Origin of the sequence: Chengkuizengella marina (assembly GCF_009910845.1) — a bacterium.
Taxonomy (GTDB): Bacteria; Bacillota; Bacilli; order Paenibacillales; family KCTC-33759; genus Chengkuizengella; species Chengkuizengella marina.
Genome location: NZ_SIJB01000030.1, coordinates 90287 through 108809 on the forward strand (window position 1 = coordinate 90287; position 18523 = coordinate 108809).

Genomic DNA, 18523 nt, shown 5'->3' on the forward strand with positions numbered 1-18523 from the left:
GAGAGGAAATGATGTTAGAACGATACGGACATGGCGGCGATTTAATTACCGCAGCAGAAACTTACGGATATGCAAAAGCACAATTTATTGATTTCAGTTCTAACATGAATCCTTGGGGAAGTCCGAGTTGTGTAGAAAAAATCTTAACAGATACGTGGCAGGAACTTGTTCATTATCCTGATCCTGCAGTAAGAAAGCTTCGTCAAACGATCTCAGAATTCTATCATGTCCCTATAGAATGTATATTAGTAGGGAACGGAGCGGCAGAGTTAATAGATTTAACGATTCGTGCCATTGATCCAAAAGTAACCGCTTTGGCAAGACCGTGTTTTTCAGAGTATGAGGAAGCCATTTCAAAGATAAATAGGAAGATATTTGATATTTATTTAAATGAAGAACATCAATTTGAACTGCAGGAATCAGATATTCAATATGCAGCAAACCATTGTGATCTTTTCTTTTTAGGTCATCCAAACAATCCAACTGGAAGATTAATTTCTCAGTCTGTTTTACAACTTTTATTAAATACGAATCAGATCGTTGTATTGGATGAAGCTTTTATGGATTTTGTACCAGAAGAAAATCAAGTTAGTTTAATGAATCAAGCTTATGTTAACAAAAACCTTTTTGTCATTCGTTCCATGACCAAATTTTTTGCCATTCCAGGTATACGTTTAGGGTTCATGATTGCACATCCAGAGTGGATTGAGAGAGTAAAATCCTTACAAGTTCAATGGAGTGTGAATGCTATGGCACAATCTATCGGTACTTCTGTTTTGCAAGATTATCCCTTTATAGAAAAAACAAAAAACTGGCTTATACAAGAAAGATTATGGTTTACCCATCAATTATCAAATTTAGGATTGAAAGTATATCCAAGTGATACAAATTACTTGTTAATTCAACTCCCTCCTTTTAACGATGTAAAACAGTTACAGGAAAAACTAGCACAAAGAGGGGTTTTAGTTCGTGATGCTTCATTATTTAAAGGATTAAATTCTGCTTTTTGTAGAATTGCCATTCGTTTACGTGAACAAAATGAAAGGTTTATATCTGAGATAAGGCAGGTGTTGATATGAAAAAACTTGCTAGAACAATTATGCTTCAAGGAACAGCTTCAGATGTAGGGAAAAGTATAATTACGACTGCCTTATGCCGGATTTTTTATCAAGATGGGTATAAAGTTGCCCCTTATAAATCACAAAACATGTCCCTAAATTCTTATGTAACCCTAGATGGGAAGGAAATCGGGCGCGCACAAGGAATGCAAGCTGATGCATGTTATACAGCAGCTACGACAGACATGAATCCCATTTTGTTAAAGCCAAAACAGGACATGGTATCACAAGTAGTTGTTCATGGCAAACCTTATAAGGATTTGGATGCAAGAAACTATCGAGAACAATATTTACAAACAGCTGAGAATATCGTGAAAGATTCTTTGTTTAGTTTACGTAAAAAATATGATTTGATTACAATTGAAGGGGCAGGCAGTCCTGCTGAAGTGAATTTAAAAGATCGAGATATTGTAAATATGAGATTGGCCAAGTGGGCAGAAGCTCCAGTTATTCTCATAGCAGATATTGACCGTGGGGGAGTTTTTGCATCCATAGTAGGTACATTAGAAATTTTAACGCCTGAAGAAAGAAAGAGAGTAAAAGGATTTATCATTAATAAATTCCGTGGAGATATTTCACTTTTGCAGCCTGGAGTGGATTGGTTAGAAAATAAAACTGAAATACCTGTATTAGGTGTGATTCCATATCTTCATCATTTAGGTCTTGAAGACGAAGATGGTGCTTCATTGGATATGAAAATAAAATCTACCCAAAAATTAGAAAATCAGCTTGATGTTATGGTCATCAAATTACCTAGGATCTCAAATTTTACAGATTTTGATCCATTACTTAAAGAACCAGATGTTCATTTAAGGTATATAGAACATATAGATGAATGGGATGCACCAGATATGGTGATTATTCCAGGCAGTAAAAATACTTTACAGGATTTACTATTTCTACGTGAAACAGGAATAGAGGAAAAACTAATAGAATATGTAAAACAAGGTGGTTTTCTATTAGGCATCTGTGCAGGATATCAAATGATGGGTGAAAAACTATTAGATCCTCATTACTTTGAATCAGATGTTTCAGAATTGAACGGTATGGGTTTATTCCCTACTGAAACTACATTTATTCAAGATAAACGTACGGAAAGAGTAGAGGGGACTACTCTGTTATATTCATCAGATGTTAACGACCAGCTTTATTTCAAACATTCAGATGCTATTCAAATTGAAGGATATGAAATTCATATGGGAACTACACAATTTTTACAACCTGTGCAGCATGCTTTCCAAATTCGTTTAGCAGGAAATCAAGAGCATTCATTTCATAACGATGGAGTTGTATCAGACGATGGCAAGGTGATTGGTACCTATATTCATGGCATTTTAGATAATGATATTTTTCGTAGAAATTGGTTAAACAATATAAGAGTTCATAAAGGCTGGATTGAATTCAAAGAAACGATTTCTTATAGAAATAAGCGGGAAGAAGCTTTTGATCGACTTGCAGATCATGTTAGACTTAATTTAAATATGGAAAAGGTTTATCAAATGATTGAGGAGGGGATCGAATGAACATTTATACAAGAACAGGTGATGAAGGGAAAACAAGTGTCATAGGCGGTAGAGTAGACAAGGATAATATTAGAGTAGAAGCTTATGGAACTGTGGATGAGTTGAACTGTTTTGTAGGAAGTGCCATTAGTTTAATGAAAGAAGATAAATATCCGGATATGATACCTCATTTGTTGCAAATACAGCATGAATTGTTTGATTGTGCTTCTGATTTAGCCATTTACAAACCCGGTATTCGTGAGTTTAAAGTGAAAAAAGAAATGGTAGATCAGTTGGAAAAGTGGATTGATCTGTATGATGAGGAGACTGAGGATATTAAAAGATTTATTCTTCCTGGTGGAAGTCAGGTTTCTTCAGCGATGCATGTATGCCGCACCGTGTGTCGTAGAGCAGAACGTCGTGTAGTAACGTTAGCAAAAGAACAAGAAATCAATTCCGAAGTACGTAAATATTTAAATCGTCTTTCTGATTTGTTTTTTACGGTTGCAAGAACAGCTAACGTACGTGAAGGACTAGCTGATGTTGAATACATTCGCAGTGCAGAGGTGTTTCGTAAGAGAAAATGAATTATTATAAACCGATCACATATATCGTTCAACCTGAAGAGAATGGTTGGATTTTAAAAAGTGTGTTAAAAGAAAAATTGAACATTTCACGCAGATTATTGTCCCGCATCAAACTTACTGAAAAAGGTGTGATGGTGAATGGGAAAAGGGAATTCATTAACATCAGAGTATGCACTGGGGATCTTATAGAAATTCATTTGGAACAGGAAACATCCCAATATATTGAACCACAGAACATTCCGTTAAACATCATATATGAGGATGATTTTTTATTAATTGTAAATAAACAAGCCGGAATCGTTGTACACCCAACTCGTGGACATTATGCAAACACATTGGCAAACGGAGTGGTTTATCACTGGATGCAAAAGAATGAGAATTATCGTTTTAGACCGATCCATAGGTTGGATGAAGAGACATCAGGTGTACTTGCAATAGCGAAAAATCCATATGTACACCAGCAAATCTCTGAACAAATGATTCATAATCAGGTGAAAAAAGAGTATGTGGCGATCTTGAGTGGTCATCTACCTGACTTAGAAGGTACGGTTAATGTCCGTATCGACAGAGATCCCGAACAGCGACATCTTAGAATTGTGACAGAACATGGGTATCCAGCTGTTACTCATTATAAAGTGGAAGAAGAGTATGAATCAGCTTCTATGGTTAGATTATGGTTGGAAACGGGGCGTACCCACCAGATTAGAGTACACATGAAACATCTAGGTTGTCCTTTAGTCGGAGATAAATTCTATGGGAAAGAATACGAGGGGCCTGCAATGGATCGACAAGCTTTACATGCTGAAAAACTTGGATTTTACCATCCAAATTCCAGAGAGTATGTAGAATATAACGCACCGCTGCCAGAAGATATGAAGAGTGTGGTAAGGCATTTGAAGCTATAAACATCAACTTTTTTTATAATTTTCTATCCAAGACATTCGCTTCAATTCACATCTTTACTCCTTTTTTTCCATCATGTGGAATCCATCATGATCGAGATATTAATTCATCAAGGGAGGGAGCCATTCTTCTTTTCTCAACCGTAGTTCAAGAAATTATTTTCATTTTTAAGGGGAGTAAAAAATGAAGTTAATTGAACATTATCTAATTTTATATACAGCTCATAAAAATCAAAAAATTGGTGTTAATATTGAAATAACAATGAGTGAAATTATGGATATTCTTAGTTGTAGTCGGGTAAATGCAAGGGGGGTACTCCATCAATTAAAAGAACTAGGTTGGATACAGTGGAATCCAGGACGTGGAAGAGGTAACATATCTACTATCAATTTTCAACTTTCTCTGATGGATGGGATCAAGACGTATGCATCTGGACAATTAGTACAAGATTTCAAAGGAGGGATGGAGTTTCTCCACTCGCTATCCATTCCTACACAAATTCACAGTATTTTAGGAGAGTATTTTAAAGAATGGTTTGGTTTACAAACGGAGGGGGATAAAGAAGCGAAACACATCTTACGTCTCCCCATTCATAGAGATCTTATTTCGTTGGACCCATCGAGAGTCTTTACAGCATTTGAATACCATTTTGTAGGTCAGATTTATGATACTTTGCTTCGTATTGATTTCAATACAAAACAGATAAATCCTCATCTTGCTCTTGGCTGGGATACTCCAAATGATAAGGAATGGACTTTTTATTTGCGTAAAGGTGTTCGTTTTCATCATGGCAGATTCATAACAGCAGAAGATGTGATATATACATTTCAACGTCTTCTTGATTCTAAAACAAGTTTCTTCTATTGGCTTGGTCGCTATTTGAAAAAGGTTGAATCATCAGGAGATGATACCGTGATTTTTTATTTCAATCGGCCTTTTCCTTTTTTTCCAAATATTTTATGCTCTCATCACGCTTCCATCGTTCCATACGATGTGGATATGCAACAACAAATTATTGGAACTGGACCTTTTTTAGTGCAATCATTTTCTAAAGAAAAATTGATCATGGAAGCATTTGATCATTATTTTAAAGAACGAGCATGGCTGGATCGAGTAGAGGTATTTTGTTTGCCAGAGGAATTGCAAAGTAGATTTCTTTATAAGATGATGCCTGAAAATGTAGATTCAATGGACGTTCGAGATAAACCAATTACGCAGCATATCATCCGTACACAAATACTTATTTTTCAAACAAACAAACCAGGTCCACAACAACACCCGGCATTTCGACGTGCAATTTACTTTGCTATTGATCGAAACATGATGATTGATGAATTAAATATAGAGGATGTTTATGCTACAGACAGTTTTCTAACTAACCAAAGTAAAAAAAGATTTCCATCCTATACACTATCAGAAGCTCGGGAAGCTCTCAAAGAAAGTGGATATGCTGGTGAGACATTGACAATGCTCATCCCACCCAATCAGTGGAGGAAGAACGCAGATTGGATTCAGTCCCGATGTAATCAAATTGGCGTATCTCTAAAGCTCCAACCTCTTGATCTAAAAAAGACCCTCCAAAAGGAATATTTCCGACAAGCTGATCTAATCTTGATAGACGTTTCGTTTTATGGTGATTCAGAAATTAATTTAATCGAACCATTTGGTAATAATAGCTTCCATCGTCAATTATTCACTTTACAAGAGAATCAGCAAATGGATATGTATATAGATCGATTTGTTAGTGAAAAATCAAAAAGCAAACGTTTTACTATATGGAACGAATTCGAAGATTGGTTTCGTAAGGAAAATCTCTTTCTTTTTTTGTTCCATTTAAAAGAAGAGTCGGCGTATTCAAGTTCACTTCAAGGGTATAAATTCGGACCTTTTGGATTAGCTGATTTTCACAATCTTTGGATTAAATTATAATTCATATAAAAAACGGTCACAAAGACCGTTTTTCAATACTTTTTTTATTCTCTCTCATACTAGAATAAATCTATTTTTTTTCTTTTACATGTGGTACGGTGAAAGTATTTGTGCCACACACCATCATATTTTTTTCACTACCTTGTTTTGCTTCCAATTGTTGAAGAGCTAATACCTGATTCAAAAGAATCACCTCCTTTCAATACAACATATTCCTTTTAGGGGTTGTTATATGAATAGTATAATTTAGAAATATTTAGTAGTGTTTTGATTTTTGTTTCTACTATTTTAAATCATATTTTATCAGACTAATTAGTCTAAATAATATAGTACTAGGGACTCTAATTTCCAATTTTATTAACGTACTTATGAGTTCACTAAAAACAAAAAACCATCCTCGGGATGGTTTTTGTTTAAAAAGAAATGGAAACGCAGTAGTATATATCTATTATAACTTTTGACCATGTAACTCATTTTTTATCCTAAATTCTTTTATACACTAACGTATCCCTTTTAGGTATAATTATAGTATAAGATTATTAAGATTTAGTGGAGAAAATTAAATGATTTTTTGATATGTGCGAGTGAGCAACTATGAGCAGAATTTAATATGCAAATAGATGTACTTCAAAAGTTTGATGTTGAAAAAATATATCAGGAGAAAATGACAGGATCAAGAAAAGATCGTCCAGAGCTACAGGAACTTTTAAAAAGTATTGCGACAAGGAGATCGGGTTGTAGTTTATAAATTAGATCGAATTTCACGCTCTAAAAAACACTTGATTGAATTAAGTGAGAAGTGAGCGTGGTGTAGATCTTGTTTCTTTACAAGATAGAATTGATATAACAGCTATGGGAAAGTTATTCTTTCGCACTATAGCGAGTATTGCAGAGTTGGAACGAGAACGAGATATTATCAGCGAACGTACTAAAGCAGGTTTAAATGCTGCTAGAGCAAGAGGGAGAAAAACCATTCAAAGATCCTCAGAAGGTTCAAACAGCTTTGAAAATGTATGAAATCAAATTACATAGTATTAAAGAAATAAAAGAAGAGTAGGACTACTTTGTATCGTTATATTGATCAGAGAAAGAAGTGAATTTATTCTGGAAAACATTGTTGTTTTTTTTAAAAAAGATAGTGTTCTTACAAAGAAAATGTATATGGTTTTTATGTTATCTGGAATGGTAAAATTTAAAAAAGGGTTTTAATAGGTAAATTATTTTTTTATGGAGGTTAAAAAGACGAGAATGAAAATCTTAAATATAATTAGTCTAATTCTTGCTTTATTCATATTTGGAATTTATTTTTATTACCTTGAACCAATTGTTAAAGAAGAAAAGATTTTATCAATGTCAATATTTCTTATATTATGGGTTTTTCATAGTTATTTCTCAAAAAAACTCGAATCACAATTTAATTTTCTATCTAAAAGAATTGACACTCAGCTTGGTGTATGGATAATGTTTGGATCGATTTCAATTCCTCTATTAGTTTGGATATTTAACTAAAGAGTACATTCAAATTTAGGGTCAATAATATTATTTTATTCCAAAATAAAAAAAGCTTGTAGATTTGTCTCGAAGAGATGACTATCTACAAGCTGAGTTAATTTTAGTCTATATATCCTATAGGATAAAATTGTACTTCCATGGGTTCATCATAATCATCATCTTGATAATGTACTACAGTAACCCAAAGTTTATATCTTTGAGCTCTTTCATCCCAAGTTTTCCATGACCATGTTCCTACGTATGTAGGTCCTAGATAACCTTCAGAAAATTCAAAAGTACCTAGGGCTGCAATCCATGAGGTAACTGTTCCTAATTTAAGTTTATCAGTTATTAATTTTGCAATAGCACTTACAACGAATCTAACATCCTTATTATCATGATACGTATAAACTGGTCCATCTACAAGTATACTAGTACCCTCTACATCTTCGTCTTCAATTGGTACTGGTTCTGCTTTTGCTTCTGAAACATTATAAAATCCAATTCCCATAATAGTTACAGATAGCACAAGCATTAGCGATAATAATTTCTTCATAATAATAACATCCTTTCAAGATAATATTTATGACATAATGGCATGTTAATTAATATATCATATATATACTTGCAAATGAAGACAAATATATACATTTTATGTTATTGAATATATTTAAAGGAGGAATAGAGGGAGTAATAAACAGTTAAATTAAGTTTTGTGTAAAGGTGTTATTATTGGGAGGTTAAGAAAACAGACACTTTAATATAATAGAACCAAATTAATCTTATAGAGTTAGGAATAATATCTGTTTTAAATAGTTATAATCAATCAAAAATAATACTCGATTATTTTTGAAAACACCTAAAAAAATGGTGTTTTCTATTGTGTAAAATCATTAGTCATAAGATTACTTTGTAATCTATTAGTAAACCAATTTTTTAAAAACTGTAAACTTTTATTTTATAAATAAACTATATTGTTTTAGTTTTTGTTAAATCATAGAGGGAAATATATAATGGAAATAATTGTTTACTAATAAAAAGTGATAATAAAAAAATATAATTAGATATGTGCCCAAACTTGATTATTACGATTCCAATAATCAATGACCAGAAACAAAAACAAAATTAAAAAATTTATTTTCAAAAAACTCCAAAAGTTTAAATTGGATACTTGAAAATATTTGATAAATTCATCTTTCACCTCCAATAGGGGCAATGCAACGATTCATACTTTTTGGGGCCACTCACAATTTTATTTACAGAACATATATTTCGTTAATTTATTGACTATATAAATTATTTTTATACTAAATGGATTCTTTTTGTTTGCCATAGAATAAGGGTTTGCTTGAAGTTAACGGCTACTTTTTATTTATTATATAGTTATTTAATTTTCATGATTAGTAGAGTAAAGAGTTGGCTTACCAACCCCTTATGGGGTATAACCAAAAGTAGGAAACCACTCCTCAGTTTTATATTTAAGGTGAATACACAAATGAGAAAATGAATTGGTATGTTTATTATGAGATCGTCCACACTCCTGTTGCACTAGCTTTATCCATGGTAACATTTTTCTGTAAAATATGAAAACTAACACGTTATAGCACAGGGAAAGAATTATATCCACTAATTAGCTTCATCAATAATCTCTTTTGCAATTTGAAGAGCATTTAATACTCTTGGAAAGCCAGCATATGGGATACAGTGAATGACAATGCCGAATAATTCCTGTGGAGTAATCCCTATATTTAAAGCAGCTTTGAAATGAAATCTAAGTTGATTCGCAGTATCTCCTAAAGTTATAAGACAGGAAATCGTGATCATCTCCTGTTGTTTTCTATCTAATTCGCTTCGAGAGTAGATTTCTCCAAACCCAAATTGAACGATGTATTTATGAATATCAGGATGTAAGTCTTGTATGGCTTCAACTGCATGAATACCATCAGCTCCTGCTATTTCCTTTATATTAGAAATCCCTTTATCAAATGACATAAGATCTTCACCTCTAATGATAGAATTTTAAGTTTATATGAATAACGATTTTTTGTGTAATTTATCCTCGTTTTAATGTTGGGGGTATTTCGTTGGGGTCAACAATAAGCTCTACTACTGAACAGGATGAATATTCAAGTGCAGCTTTGATGGCTGTTTTAATTTCTTGAAGATTAACACATCTGAAAGCTTTAGCTCCCAACGATTCAGCTAATTGTTTGACGTGAACAGGTGTTTTAAAAACAGTACCATCCGTTCTGCCTAAATGATGTAACATCCCTTTATTGACCATGTCTAAACACCCATTATTGAAAACGATATAGGTTACATTTATATTCTCATTAACGGCTACAGAAATTTCAGTTCCATGCATCATGAAACAGCCGTCACCTGTAATGCAGACAATACTTTCATCAACTCCTGCCAATTTAGCGCCAATGGCGTAACTAATGGAATGGCCCATTGCACCGAATACATCATCAAAATAAAATGGACTACAATCATTAAATTCAAGATGTTTAATGGCATAAAAGCTATGGCTACCATCATCTGAAAAGAATACGGTTTTTTTGGGAATATATTTTTGAAGCTCTTTAATTGCAGATTTTGAAGTCATAAATATACCTTGAGATTGATGGTTCTCTTCATCAATATTATGTGTATTATCTACTATTTTTTGTTCAAAAGTGGCGGCAACTTCCTGAACAGGGAACAATGGTACCATTGTTCTCAAGGATGTGTTCACTTTTGATTGAGTTTCATTAAGAAGTGGTATATTTCTTAATATGTATTTTAAATTTGTTTTGATGTCCCCTCGAATACATAAGGTTGGAGTATGAATGGTTCTGCCAATAAACATACCATCGTAGTCAAAATGGATGACTTTTTTAGGTAACATGTCTGGAGTGAATCCTGCAAGAGACATATCTGATAACTTACTTCCAACCACAATGAGTAGATCAATTCCTGATAACATATAAAGGTCTGATTCACTAGTACCACCTAAACCAAATCCACCTAAACTTAAAGGGTGATTTGTTGGGAAAGCACCCTTTCCACCTGGAGTTGTCATAACTGGAATTTGAAAGATTTCTACTAATAGTTTAATTTCTTCATAAGCTTGACTTAAGTGAACACCTTTTCCTAGTAATATAACGGGTCGTTGGCTGAGTTGAATTTGTGGTATGACTTCATCAATATGGGAAGATACATAGGAAGTTTGCTCTACCTTAGGAAATTCAAAAGGAATCACTTTTTCATTTAAAACATCCAGTGGAATGGATAGATGTACAGGTCCCTTTGCTCCTTCAAGCGCAGTGGAAATAGCATGTGTTAAATAGGTTTGTAATAAATCTGCTCTTTCAACACGTGCACTAAATAAAGTAACAGGTTCAAACATTTTAGTTACATCTGTTCCAAAAAAAGTTGAATCTTGACCTTGTGCTTTCCCTGTGTCTTTCATGCAAGGGTGTCCGGTAATGAAAAGGACGGGTGCATGATAGGTTCTAGCTTGAGCTGCTGAAGTTAATAAATTAGTTGCACCAGGACCACTTGTACCTATAGCTACACCAAGCGTTTTTTTTCTAAGCGCATATCCTGCAGCTGCAAAGCCTGCCCCTGATTCATGTCTGCATAATACGAATCGAATTCCTTGATTTTCTGCTTCCAAAATAATAGGAACAATCGCTTTACCAGGTATCCCAAATAAGTGGGTGATTCCTTTTTTTCGGAGATTATCTATTAAAAACGAAGTTGCAAGTGTCACAACAAAACCTCCTTATTTATACAGTAGGGAATATAAGTGTAAAGGTAGTTCCTGTTCCAAGTTTAGAAGAAACATCAATTTTCGCATTATGATTGTTTAAAATACGATAGGATATTGACAATCCGAGTCCTAAGCCACTTTCTTTTGTTGAAAAGAAGGGATTAAGGATTTGATTCATCTCTTTTTCAGAAATACCTTTTCCTTCATCTTTTATATCTATAATTACTGAATCATTTTTTTGTTTAACGATAATTTGAATCGTGCCATTTCGTTCCATAGCTTCAATTGCATTTTGAATAAGATTAATAAAAACTTGTTTAATCTGTGCGCTGTCTATTAGAAGATTTACTTCATGATCTAGTAATTTTTCTTCTATAGCAATGTTTTTTAATATGGCTTGACTTCGCATGATCTTGACTGTATCTCGAATTAACGATTGAATATCAACTAGGCGAAATTCAGGACTAGAAGGTTTTGCCATTAGAACAAACTGAGAGACCATTTCATTCAGTGAAGTTAACTCTTCTGAAATAATGTTGATGTACTTTTCATCTGCTTCGTCCTCTGTATACTTTTGTTTTAATAAGTGTGTAAAACCCATAATGGATGTGAGGGGATTTCTTATTTCATGAGCTAATCCAGCAGCTAATTTACCTATAGCTGAAAATTTTTCTGATAAAATAACTTGTTTCTCCAAATTATATTTTTCTGTAATATCTCGTATATTTGCAAATGAACCTATAAGTTCATTGTTATCATCATAAATAGGTAACGCATCTAAAAGACATATTTTTGTTTTATTGTCTAGTGAATCAAAATAAATTTTGTGATCGTGCACAATGGTTTGATTTTCCAAAACATCATAAAGATATTTTCCAAATGGATCTAAGTCAAATATTGAGTTTTCTAATAGATCCTCTTTGCTGCGATTGAATAACTCTTCAACAAAAGGATTGATTTCAGTAATTCTACCATACTTATTTGTAATAATGACACCATCTCTAATTGTATTTATCGTGATGTTATGAAATAGATTTAATTGATCATTTTTCTTTTTTAACAATAATTCTCTTTCGATAGAGTCAACAATAGATGATAGTAAGGGGACTAAATATGGGTTATGTCTATCGATGGATGTCATAATCGATATTGTGCCAGATAAAAAATGAGATTCTGAAAAGTAGAAGGGTACAGAATAACAAGCCGTTTGATGTAATGCATGATGGAAATGACCAGGGCCTATAATTTGAACTGGGTGTTTTTTGTTTAATGCAATGTCAACTGAATTCGTACCCATTTCTTGATCACATAAGCGTACTCCATTGGTTATGCCTATGTTATTAATGATAGATTTAAAAGATACATCACCAAACATATCTAGAATATATCCTTCATCATCAGTGATTACAATCAACATGTAATTCTCTTTTAATGGGCCTATAATTTTCATCACATAAAAACCCATGATGGATAGGATTTCTTCATATGTGGCTTTTTTTTGTTTTAATTGTTCATTTGTTAATTTTTTTGTGCTTTTTGGCATTGTTTTTGGGTCCATTCCTCGTTCCTTACATCTATTCTTTGATTCTGTTAAGTAGTATGGTTCTATCCCCATAAAATCACCTTTGTTGTAAAAAATTTGAAATAGTATTTACTAACATTATTCAACAATGTTTGCTAAAATCCTTCCTCATAAATTATAAATTTTTCTTATAGGGACAAGAAATAATTGAGCTAAAAGTAACAAACAAACTTGTAATTATTAAAGATAAACCCTATTACGAGAAAAGGTGATTAATATACTGGGATGTAAATTATTATGAAAGAGCAGTAGAAAACAAGAGGTTAGCATATTTAAAAATCTAGTGAAGTGAAAAACTATCCTGTAGGATGGTTTTTTTGTTTAAAAAATGATGGAAATGTAACCTATACATATTTTAACTTTGTTCTATAAATATATCAATCATGAATGAATTGATCTAACATAAGGGAGCATTGTATTGACACATTTTTAATGCATCGTTTATTCTTGTATATAAAATTAAGTAATTACAAACTTACATTATAATTTTTAGAATTATTTACTTTTGTTGGTAGTATTAAAAAAATGCAATCAGTGTGATTATCTGGATCACACTGATTGCATTTTTTAAAATGTTATGATCTACAAACCTTTCAACTTAGATAAGGTGGATTTTTTTATTCACAAAGTCCTTATATGATCAATTCTTTCAAAATATATGCTTGATAAATTTATATACCTATAAAAATGTTTACAGTATTATTTTGTCAATAAAAATGGAATTTTTAAATTTTTTTTGTATCCTTGTTGCTTTTTTACCATATAGTGGGACTTTAAATCAAAAAGAGTTCATTTTTTAAATTATAGATAGGAGGGGGTTCAAAAAAGATAACTTTCGAGAAGTAAAAATTCATCAATTTAAAGATACTTCAGCTAACTCCAGTGTATGTTATCTACAACAAGCTAATTGATATTTAAGGTTAAGTGGTTCTTTTCAATAAAATTTTGTAAGGATTAATCTATATGAAAATACCATTAAATGAAATTAAAAACCCCATTTTAAAACATTTTTTTGAAGAAAAAAAACACAAATTAACGTATGAAGAATACCTTAGAACTGGAGACCTTAAATACATTGAACAACTTGAAATTAGTTTTAAAGAATATTCATACAAAGTTCGTATTTTAGCTTATTTTAATAAGTATTTATATTTTAAAGCTATAAAATATGACATGAAACATAGAAAACTTCAACAAAGATTCCAATTAATTTTAGATAAGAGTGATGAAGAAAGTAACACAATTATTGACAACATAGAAGATGAAAATTCACAAATAAATATTGATAAAATGGATATGAAGATTGATGATTTTGTAACAGATGAACGATTAAGTAAATCAATAAATAAACTAACTTTTCAACAAAAAAAAGTTCTTTACTTTTACTATGTAGAAGAATTAAAGGATATAGAAATTGCGAAAAAATTTAACGTTACAAGACAATCTATTACTAAGACAAGAAATACTGCAATTAAGAAGTTGAAAGCAGATTTTGGTATTAAAGAATAATAATTTATTATTTTCACTTACATTTTCCAATATAAAATTAAATTATATTTATAACATTATTGAAACAATTAATTATGAAAGGATAATGTAAATTGTTAAAAAATAGTATAGAAGGACAAGATAAAATAGTAGATGTAGTAAATATGTTATATCCAAAAATAAAATCAGTCTTACAAAAAACGCATATTACTGAAAGAGATGATTTAGAACAAATTCTTATTGAGACAATAGTAACAAAAATAGATTCAGGATATTTCGAAAGTGGAGAATCACTGATAGACTTATTGGAAAAGGAATACAAAATTGGTTTTTTTGAAAGAGTTGATTAAAGTGAATTTTTTAAGGGATGGACTGTCTATAGATGAGTTTAAAGTTTCTATTTTAGTAGTTATTTTGATTTTGGCTTTTGGTTTTGGAATATTTAATTACATCATAGCAGCGGATATATCCGACAACTGGTTAAATCTATTAAAAACGCTTATTTACGTAATTGCTGGGGTAAACGCTATAGAGGGGGTTTCAAAGATTGTAACAAAAATTGAGAATCACAAGGAAGAAACTACATAAGAAAGAGATAACTCAATGATGAAAGTAGATAAATAAGTAGACACATATAAAATTTATATGTGTCTATTTGTTTTTAATAATTCGTTAGATATCTATATATTTTCTATCAAGTTGGAATAAAGAATGATCACATTAATCTTATTGAAAATATTATATAAAAAAATAAAATCTGGTTTCTTTTTGATATCTTGTTTGGACTTTATATAGTGTAAGATCAAAAAACTAAAAGGAGAGATTTAGAATGCAATATCAACTGAAAATTCGTATTGATTGCAATTATCTGGATGAGATTTACAAAAATAATCAGGAGATTGTTTTAATGAAGGGAGCAGGTGAACCTACTGTTGCTTGGATTTCCTTTAAGCCATTTGAAGAAAATACTATAACTTGGGATGAAAACTATAGTGTTTATGCTTCGGGTACAGAGATTGAAGATGGGGCTACAATCAACAAACTGTCTGAACGAAGTGCTGTGGAAGAAGATTCATATACATTTGAAAATGGATGTTTTAAACTAGCATCATCTTCTCTTGATCTTAAACCTGGTTCATTTGGAATCATCAATAATTTCGATGAAAATCTTACGTTTGGTTTGGCACAGGATGTTACAGTACACAATAAAACAACTGAAGGAGCCCCTCTTAATGCTGTAAGGGCATCTAAAGGTCAGTGTATTCAATTAACACCTTTTGAAGATGTTGTAGTTTTTCTACAAAATACGGTAAATACAGGATCAGTTCACTCATTAACTTCCACTTGTAATAAGACGAAAATAGAATTTGGTGGTAATGATAAGACAGCAGAGATAGTATATGATGGAATTCATTTTAATAAAATCTAATCCGCTCAGTAGAGTTTTAATATAAAGGAGCAATGTTAATGAAGTCAATAGTTGATTATGATTGTGCACCAACACCAATTGATTGGAGTTGGAAATTGGAAAATAATGAAGTTTATTATGACAATAATTGTACAGATTATAAAGATCATTGGAACGAAGCAGCACTAGCTTGGACATATTCAGGAAGTCCTGTAAATTTAACTCTTGTGGATTCAGATGCTGCAGTAATTTCAGTAAATGAAGTTGATGAGGTAGATGTTACTTGGGATGGAATAACTTATCCAGTTCCATCCTCACAAAAAAAAATATGTATTCTCAATAAGAATCCAATAGAAAGAAATGCAGATGTTTATGATTATGAAACAATTGTAGGTGTGGCTACTCATGAGTTGGGACATGCTCTTGGTCTTGATCATCATGAGGATAACAATTGTTCGGTTATGTATGGAGCCACTAGTGGGAGAGAAAAAACTACACCTCAAGATGCTGATAAAAATGCTATAAAAAGTTTATACAATTATGATAGTATTGATGGAAAATCTTATATTGTCATGCATGCCAGTTGGAGTAGAAAATATAGCATCGACAGACCTAAAGAGCTTCGAAATCTTTATGATGATGCAGATCTTGTCATTTGTGGAGAAGTAATTGAAGAGCATGGCTCTACCCCACCAGATAATATAGAAGATTTTCATGCGTACTTTACTAGATCAAAAATCCAGATTGGAGATATATTAAAAGATCTAGATAATAATGCAAAAGGTGATAATATTTTGGTTCACCAAATGGGCGGGCAAAGTTGTGAACATTTTGTAAAGCATGCTGAAACTACTCATTTACGCTCTGGTGAAAAAGCACTTATATTTCTTAAAAAATCAAAAGATGGCAGTTTTTATTACCCAATAAATGAAGATCACAGTATTTTTATGTTTCATAAAGAAGACGAATTGGTACATTTGAAAACAAAAAAATATTTTTCTTTCATGTATTTCCTTGTTAATTTTATCTTTAATTGTAATAATGATACAAGAGAACGAAGTACCATTAATTGTAATAATTATTCAAGAGAGCAAATTAAAAGAAAAATTTAAATACAGGAGTACACCAGTAGAAAAGATCTACTTTTTATTTTGCTGGTACTCATTCAAAAGAGTAGTTTAGAATAACTACTCTTTTTTATCACACTGAAGGAATTGGTATGAAATGGAGATTCAAAATGCTGAAAGATTAGCTAGTGTTGAAACAGAAATTAAATCATTGAAAGAAGTTGTTATAAAAGTGGACAACAAGTTAGTTGACTGGAGCAAAAACTATGTACCACGATCAGAATTAACAGAGATGTTAAAAGCTAGAGATAAAGATATTAGTGACTTGAATATTGAAATCAAGAATTTGAGATTAGATAAAAGGGACAACAAAGCGCTGTATCCTGCCTGGTCTGGTGTAGTCGTAGCTTTATTAGCTATACTAATAACCATTTTTTATGGGATGAAATAATCAATCTGAGTATATTAGGTAAGCTTTGTTTTACCTTATCTAAGAAAGGAATAACAAATTTGAGTTTCAAAATAAAATATCCTATTACTAAAAAATACCTCACAACAGGAACAAAAAGACGCTCAGGAATCATGCTCGCAAAATTGGAATTTATTGTTGCTCACGATACGGGTAATGATGGATCAACAGCCCTACAAAATATTAATTATTATGAAAATTCAAAAAATACAATTAGTGCTTCAGCTCATATATTTGTGGATGATAAAGGGATTTATGAATGTATCCCTTTACTTACTGGACCTCCAGAAAAGGCATGGCATGTACAATATCAAAAGCCTATAGATAATGAATTGTTTGGCGATGATGCCAATGATATTGCTGCTGGAGTAGAACTTTGTTATTCAAATAATCATGGAAATATTAATAATGAAGATGCTTATAAAAGATATGTTTGGGTTTTAGCTTATCTTTGCTACAAATTTGGATTAGATCCAGCTAAAAAAATCATAGGTCATCACATATTAGACCCAAAACGGAAGACAGACCCACAAAATGCTTTTTTAAAAATGGAAAAATCATATGAACAGTTTTTGCAAGATGTAGTAATCGAGTATTTTGAATGTTTATCTAAACAGGAGACTTTAATGAAATTAGAAGGTTGGAAACTACAAGTTGCTCTAGATTCATTAAATAATTTAAGTAAAAAAGGTTTGTTGAGTAACGTAGAAAAATGGAAAGAGAAAGTTATTGAGTGTCCAGAACAAATCATAAAAGAAATGCCATGGTTATTTTTTGTGATGTTAGATCGAATAAGTCAAAATATAAGAAAGGAGTAGGAAACAATGGAAACAATGTGGATTATAATCGTTAGTGTTACAATTATTGCTATCGGATTCTTTGTATACCCATTTTTACAACGTAAAGGATACGTGACTGTAGATTCAATTCATTTAACTGATCAGCTTTTATTATTTATAAAAATCATTTTGGACAAAACTTCAAATTATCATAATTTGAAATTAGTATTGAATTCTATACGAGATGTATTGAAGTATGTAGATCAATTACAAAATAAAAATATTGAATATAAAAAGCAGTTGACTAAATCTATGATCACGGATGAATTAATTGGACTAGATATTGAAATTGATTACGAGAATGAGTTATTGATTGATATGATTGTTGACAATTCATTTAAATTTGTAAAGTAAAGAAAACCCCCCTATACTATTGTTTAATC

Annotated in this window: 18 protein-coding genes and 1 pseudogene; 14 read left to right on the top strand and 5 right to left on the bottom strand. The window is 31.7% G+C overall.

Annotation, left to right across the window (positions count from 1 at the left end; translation table 11 throughout):
* Positions 1-11: 11 nt before the first annotated feature.
* The 5 genes from cobD to ERL59_RS15080 all read left to right on the top strand — a co-directional run bounded on the left by cobD (position 12) and on the right by ERL59_RS15080 (position 6039).
* Positions 12-1079 carry a threonine-phosphate decarboxylase CobD gene (gene cobD / locus ERL59_RS21450; protein WP_328699956.1) on the top strand — a complete coding sequence of 356 codons (1068 nt, stop codon included), beginning with the start codon at positions 12-14 and terminating at the stop codon, positions 1077-1079.
* Positions 1076-2641, top strand: a complete 1566-nt coding sequence (locus tag ERL59_RS21455; protein ID WP_160647055.1) for a cobyric acid synthase — start codon at positions 1076-1078, stop codon at positions 2639-2641. The genes cobD and ERL59_RS21455 overlap by 4 nt, the downstream gene beginning before the upstream one ends.
* A complete protein-coding gene (locus tag ERL59_RS15070; protein ID WP_160647056.1) occupies positions 2638-3207 on the top strand; it encodes a cob(I)yrinic acid a,c-diamide adenosyltransferase in 570 nt (189 codons plus the stop codon). The genes ERL59_RS21455 and ERL59_RS15070 overlap by 4 nt, the downstream gene beginning before the upstream one ends.
* Positions 3204-4112 (top strand): RluA family pseudouridine synthase, encoded by a 909-nt coding sequence (locus ERL59_RS15075; protein WP_160647057.1) that lies wholly within the window; start codon positions 3204-3206, stop codon positions 4110-4112. Before ERL59_RS15070 ends, ERL59_RS15075 begins: the two co-directional genes overlap by 4 nt.
* Positions 4113-4293: 181 nt before the next feature.
* Positions 4294-6039, top strand: coding sequence for an ABC transporter substrate-binding protein (locus ERL59_RS15080; protein ID WP_160647058.1), 1746 nt, complete (start codon positions 4294-4296; stop codon positions 6037-6039).
* Between the two features lie 70 nt (positions 6040-6109).
* Here the strand turns inward: ERL59_RS15080 and ERL59_RS20800 are convergent, their stop codons facing one another.
* Positions 6110-6223, bottom strand: coding sequence for a class III lanthipeptide (locus ERL59_RS20800; protein WP_201763580.1), 114 nt, complete (start codon positions 6221-6223; stop codon positions 6110-6112).
* A gap of 394 nt (positions 6224-6617) precedes the next feature.
* Between ERL59_RS20800 and ERL59_RS15085 the strand changes: the two are divergent.
* Positions 6618-7136: pseudogene (locus tag ERL59_RS15085) on the top strand (recombinase family protein).
* Positions 7137-7651: 515 nt separating this feature from the next.
* Here ERL59_RS15085 and ERL59_RS15090 read toward each other — a convergent pair.
* The 4 genes from ERL59_RS15090 to ERL59_RS15105 form a co-directional block, all read right to left on the bottom strand.
* Positions 7652-8086, bottom strand: a complete 435-nt coding sequence (locus ERL59_RS15090; RefSeq protein WP_160647059.1) for a hypothetical protein — start codon at positions 8084-8086, stop codon at positions 7652-7654.
* A gap of 1070 nt (positions 8087-9156) precedes the next feature.
* Positions 9157-9522, bottom strand: coding sequence for a carboxymuconolactone decarboxylase family protein (locus ERL59_RS15095; protein ID WP_160647060.1), 366 nt, complete (start codon positions 9520-9522; stop codon positions 9157-9159).
* 61 nt (positions 9523-9583) lie between these two features.
* Positions 9584-11287, bottom strand: a complete 1704-nt coding sequence (locus tag ERL59_RS15100) for a thiamine pyrophosphate-binding protein (RefSeq protein ID WP_160647061.1) — start codon at positions 11285-11287, stop codon at positions 9584-9586.
* A gap of 16 nt (positions 11288-11303) precedes the next feature.
* Positions 11304-12902 carry an ATP-binding protein gene (locus tag ERL59_RS15105; protein ID WP_160647062.1) on the bottom strand — a complete coding sequence of 533 codons (1599 nt, stop codon included), beginning with the start codon at positions 12900-12902 and terminating at the stop codon, positions 11304-11306.
* A 930-nt stretch (positions 12903-13832) separates the two neighbouring features.
* Between ERL59_RS15105 and ERL59_RS15110 the strand changes: the two genes are divergently transcribed.
* From ERL59_RS15110 to ERL59_RS15145, 8 genes are all read left to right on the top strand, one after another.
* A complete protein-coding gene (locus tag ERL59_RS15110) occupies positions 13833-14378 on the top strand; it encodes a sigma-70 family RNA polymerase sigma factor (RefSeq protein WP_160647063.1) in 546 nt (181 codons plus the stop codon).
* Positions 14379-14470: 92 nt separating this feature from the next.
* Positions 14471-14707: a hypothetical protein gene (locus ERL59_RS15115; RefSeq protein ID WP_160647064.1), complete on the top strand. Its 237-nt coding sequence runs from the start codon at positions 14471-14473 to the stop codon at positions 14705-14707.
* Position 14708: 1 nt separating this feature from the next.
* On the top strand, positions 14709-14945 hold the full coding sequence (locus ERL59_RS15120) for a hypothetical protein (protein WP_160647065.1): 237 nt from the start codon (positions 14709-14711) through the stop codon (positions 14943-14945).
* A gap of 241 nt (positions 14946-15186) precedes the next feature.
* Positions 15187-15786 (top strand): hypothetical protein, encoded by a 600-nt coding sequence (locus ERL59_RS15125; RefSeq protein ID WP_160647066.1) that lies wholly within the window; start codon positions 15187-15189, stop codon positions 15784-15786.
* Between the two features lie 38 nt (positions 15787-15824).
* On the top strand, positions 15825-16877 hold the full coding sequence (locus ERL59_RS15130) for a matrixin family metalloprotease (RefSeq protein WP_160647067.1): 1053 nt from the start codon (positions 15825-15827) through the stop codon (positions 16875-16877).
* Positions 16878-16989: 112 nt separating this feature from the next.
* Positions 16990-17283 carry a hypothetical protein gene (locus ERL59_RS15135; protein WP_160647068.1) on the top strand — a complete coding sequence of 98 codons (294 nt, stop codon included), beginning with the start codon at positions 16990-16992 and terminating at the stop codon, positions 17281-17283.
* Between the two features lie 59 nt (positions 17284-17342).
* Entirely contained in the window at positions 17343-18119 is a 777-nt protein-coding gene (locus tag ERL59_RS15140; RefSeq protein ID WP_160647069.1) for a peptidoglycan recognition protein family protein, read from the top strand.
* A gap of 6 nt (positions 18120-18125) precedes the next feature.
* Positions 18126-18494 carry a hypothetical protein gene (locus ERL59_RS15145; protein WP_160647070.1) on the top strand — a complete coding sequence of 123 codons (369 nt, stop codon included), beginning with the start codon at positions 18126-18128 and terminating at the stop codon, positions 18492-18494.
* Positions 18495-18523 lie beyond the last annotated feature (29 nt).

Excerpts from the sequence above, each read along its gene's own strand:
- ERL59_RS15145 (WP_160647070.1), top strand. The coding sequence starts at position 18,126 with ATGGAAACAATGTGGATTATAATCGTTAGTGTTACAATTATTGCTATC.
- ERL59_RS15135 (WP_160647068.1), top strand. The coding sequence starts at position 16,990 with ATGGAGATTCAAAATGCTGAAAGATTAGCTAGTGTTGAAACAGAAATT.
- ERL59_RS15125 (WP_160647066.1), top strand. The coding sequence starts at position 15,187 with ATGCAATATCAACTGAAAATTCGTATTGATTGCAATTATCTGGATGAG.
- ERL59_RS15130 (WP_160647067.1), top strand. The coding sequence starts at position 15,825 with ATGAAGTCAATAGTTGATTATGATTGTGCACCAACACCAATTGATTGG.
- ERL59_RS21455 (WP_160647055.1), top strand. The coding sequence starts at position 1,076 with ATGAAAAAACTTGCTAGAACAATTATGCTTCAAGGAACAGCTTCAGAT.
- ERL59_RS15070 (WP_160647056.1), top strand. The coding sequence starts at position 2,638 with ATGAACATTTATACAAGAACAGGTGATGAAGGGAAAACAAGTGTCATA.
- ERL59_RS15105 (WP_160647062.1), bottom strand. The coding sequence starts at position 12,902 with ATGGGGATAGAACCATACTACTTAACAGAATCAAAGAATAGATGTAAG.
- ERL59_RS15080 (WP_160647058.1), top strand. The coding sequence starts at position 4,294 with ATGAAGTTAATTGAACATTATCTAATTTTATATACAGCTCATAAAAAT.
- ERL59_RS15075 (WP_160647057.1), top strand. The coding sequence starts at position 3,204 with ATGAATTATTATAAACCGATCACATATATCGTTCAACCTGAAGAGAAT.
- ERL59_RS15095 (WP_160647060.1), bottom strand. The coding sequence starts at position 9,522 with ATGTCATTTGATAAAGGGATTTCTAATATAAAGGAAATAGCAGGAGCT.
- ERL59_RS15090 (WP_160647059.1), bottom strand. The coding sequence starts at position 8,086 with ATGAAGAAATTATTATCGCTAATGCTTGTGCTATCTGTAACTATTATG.
- ERL59_RS15110 (WP_160647063.1), top strand. The coding sequence starts at position 13,833 with ATGAAAATACCATTAAATGAAATTAAAAACCCCATTTTAAAACATTTT.
- cobD (WP_328699956.1), top strand. The coding sequence starts at position 12 with ATGTTAGAACGATACGGACATGGCGGCGATTTAATTACCGCAGCAGAA.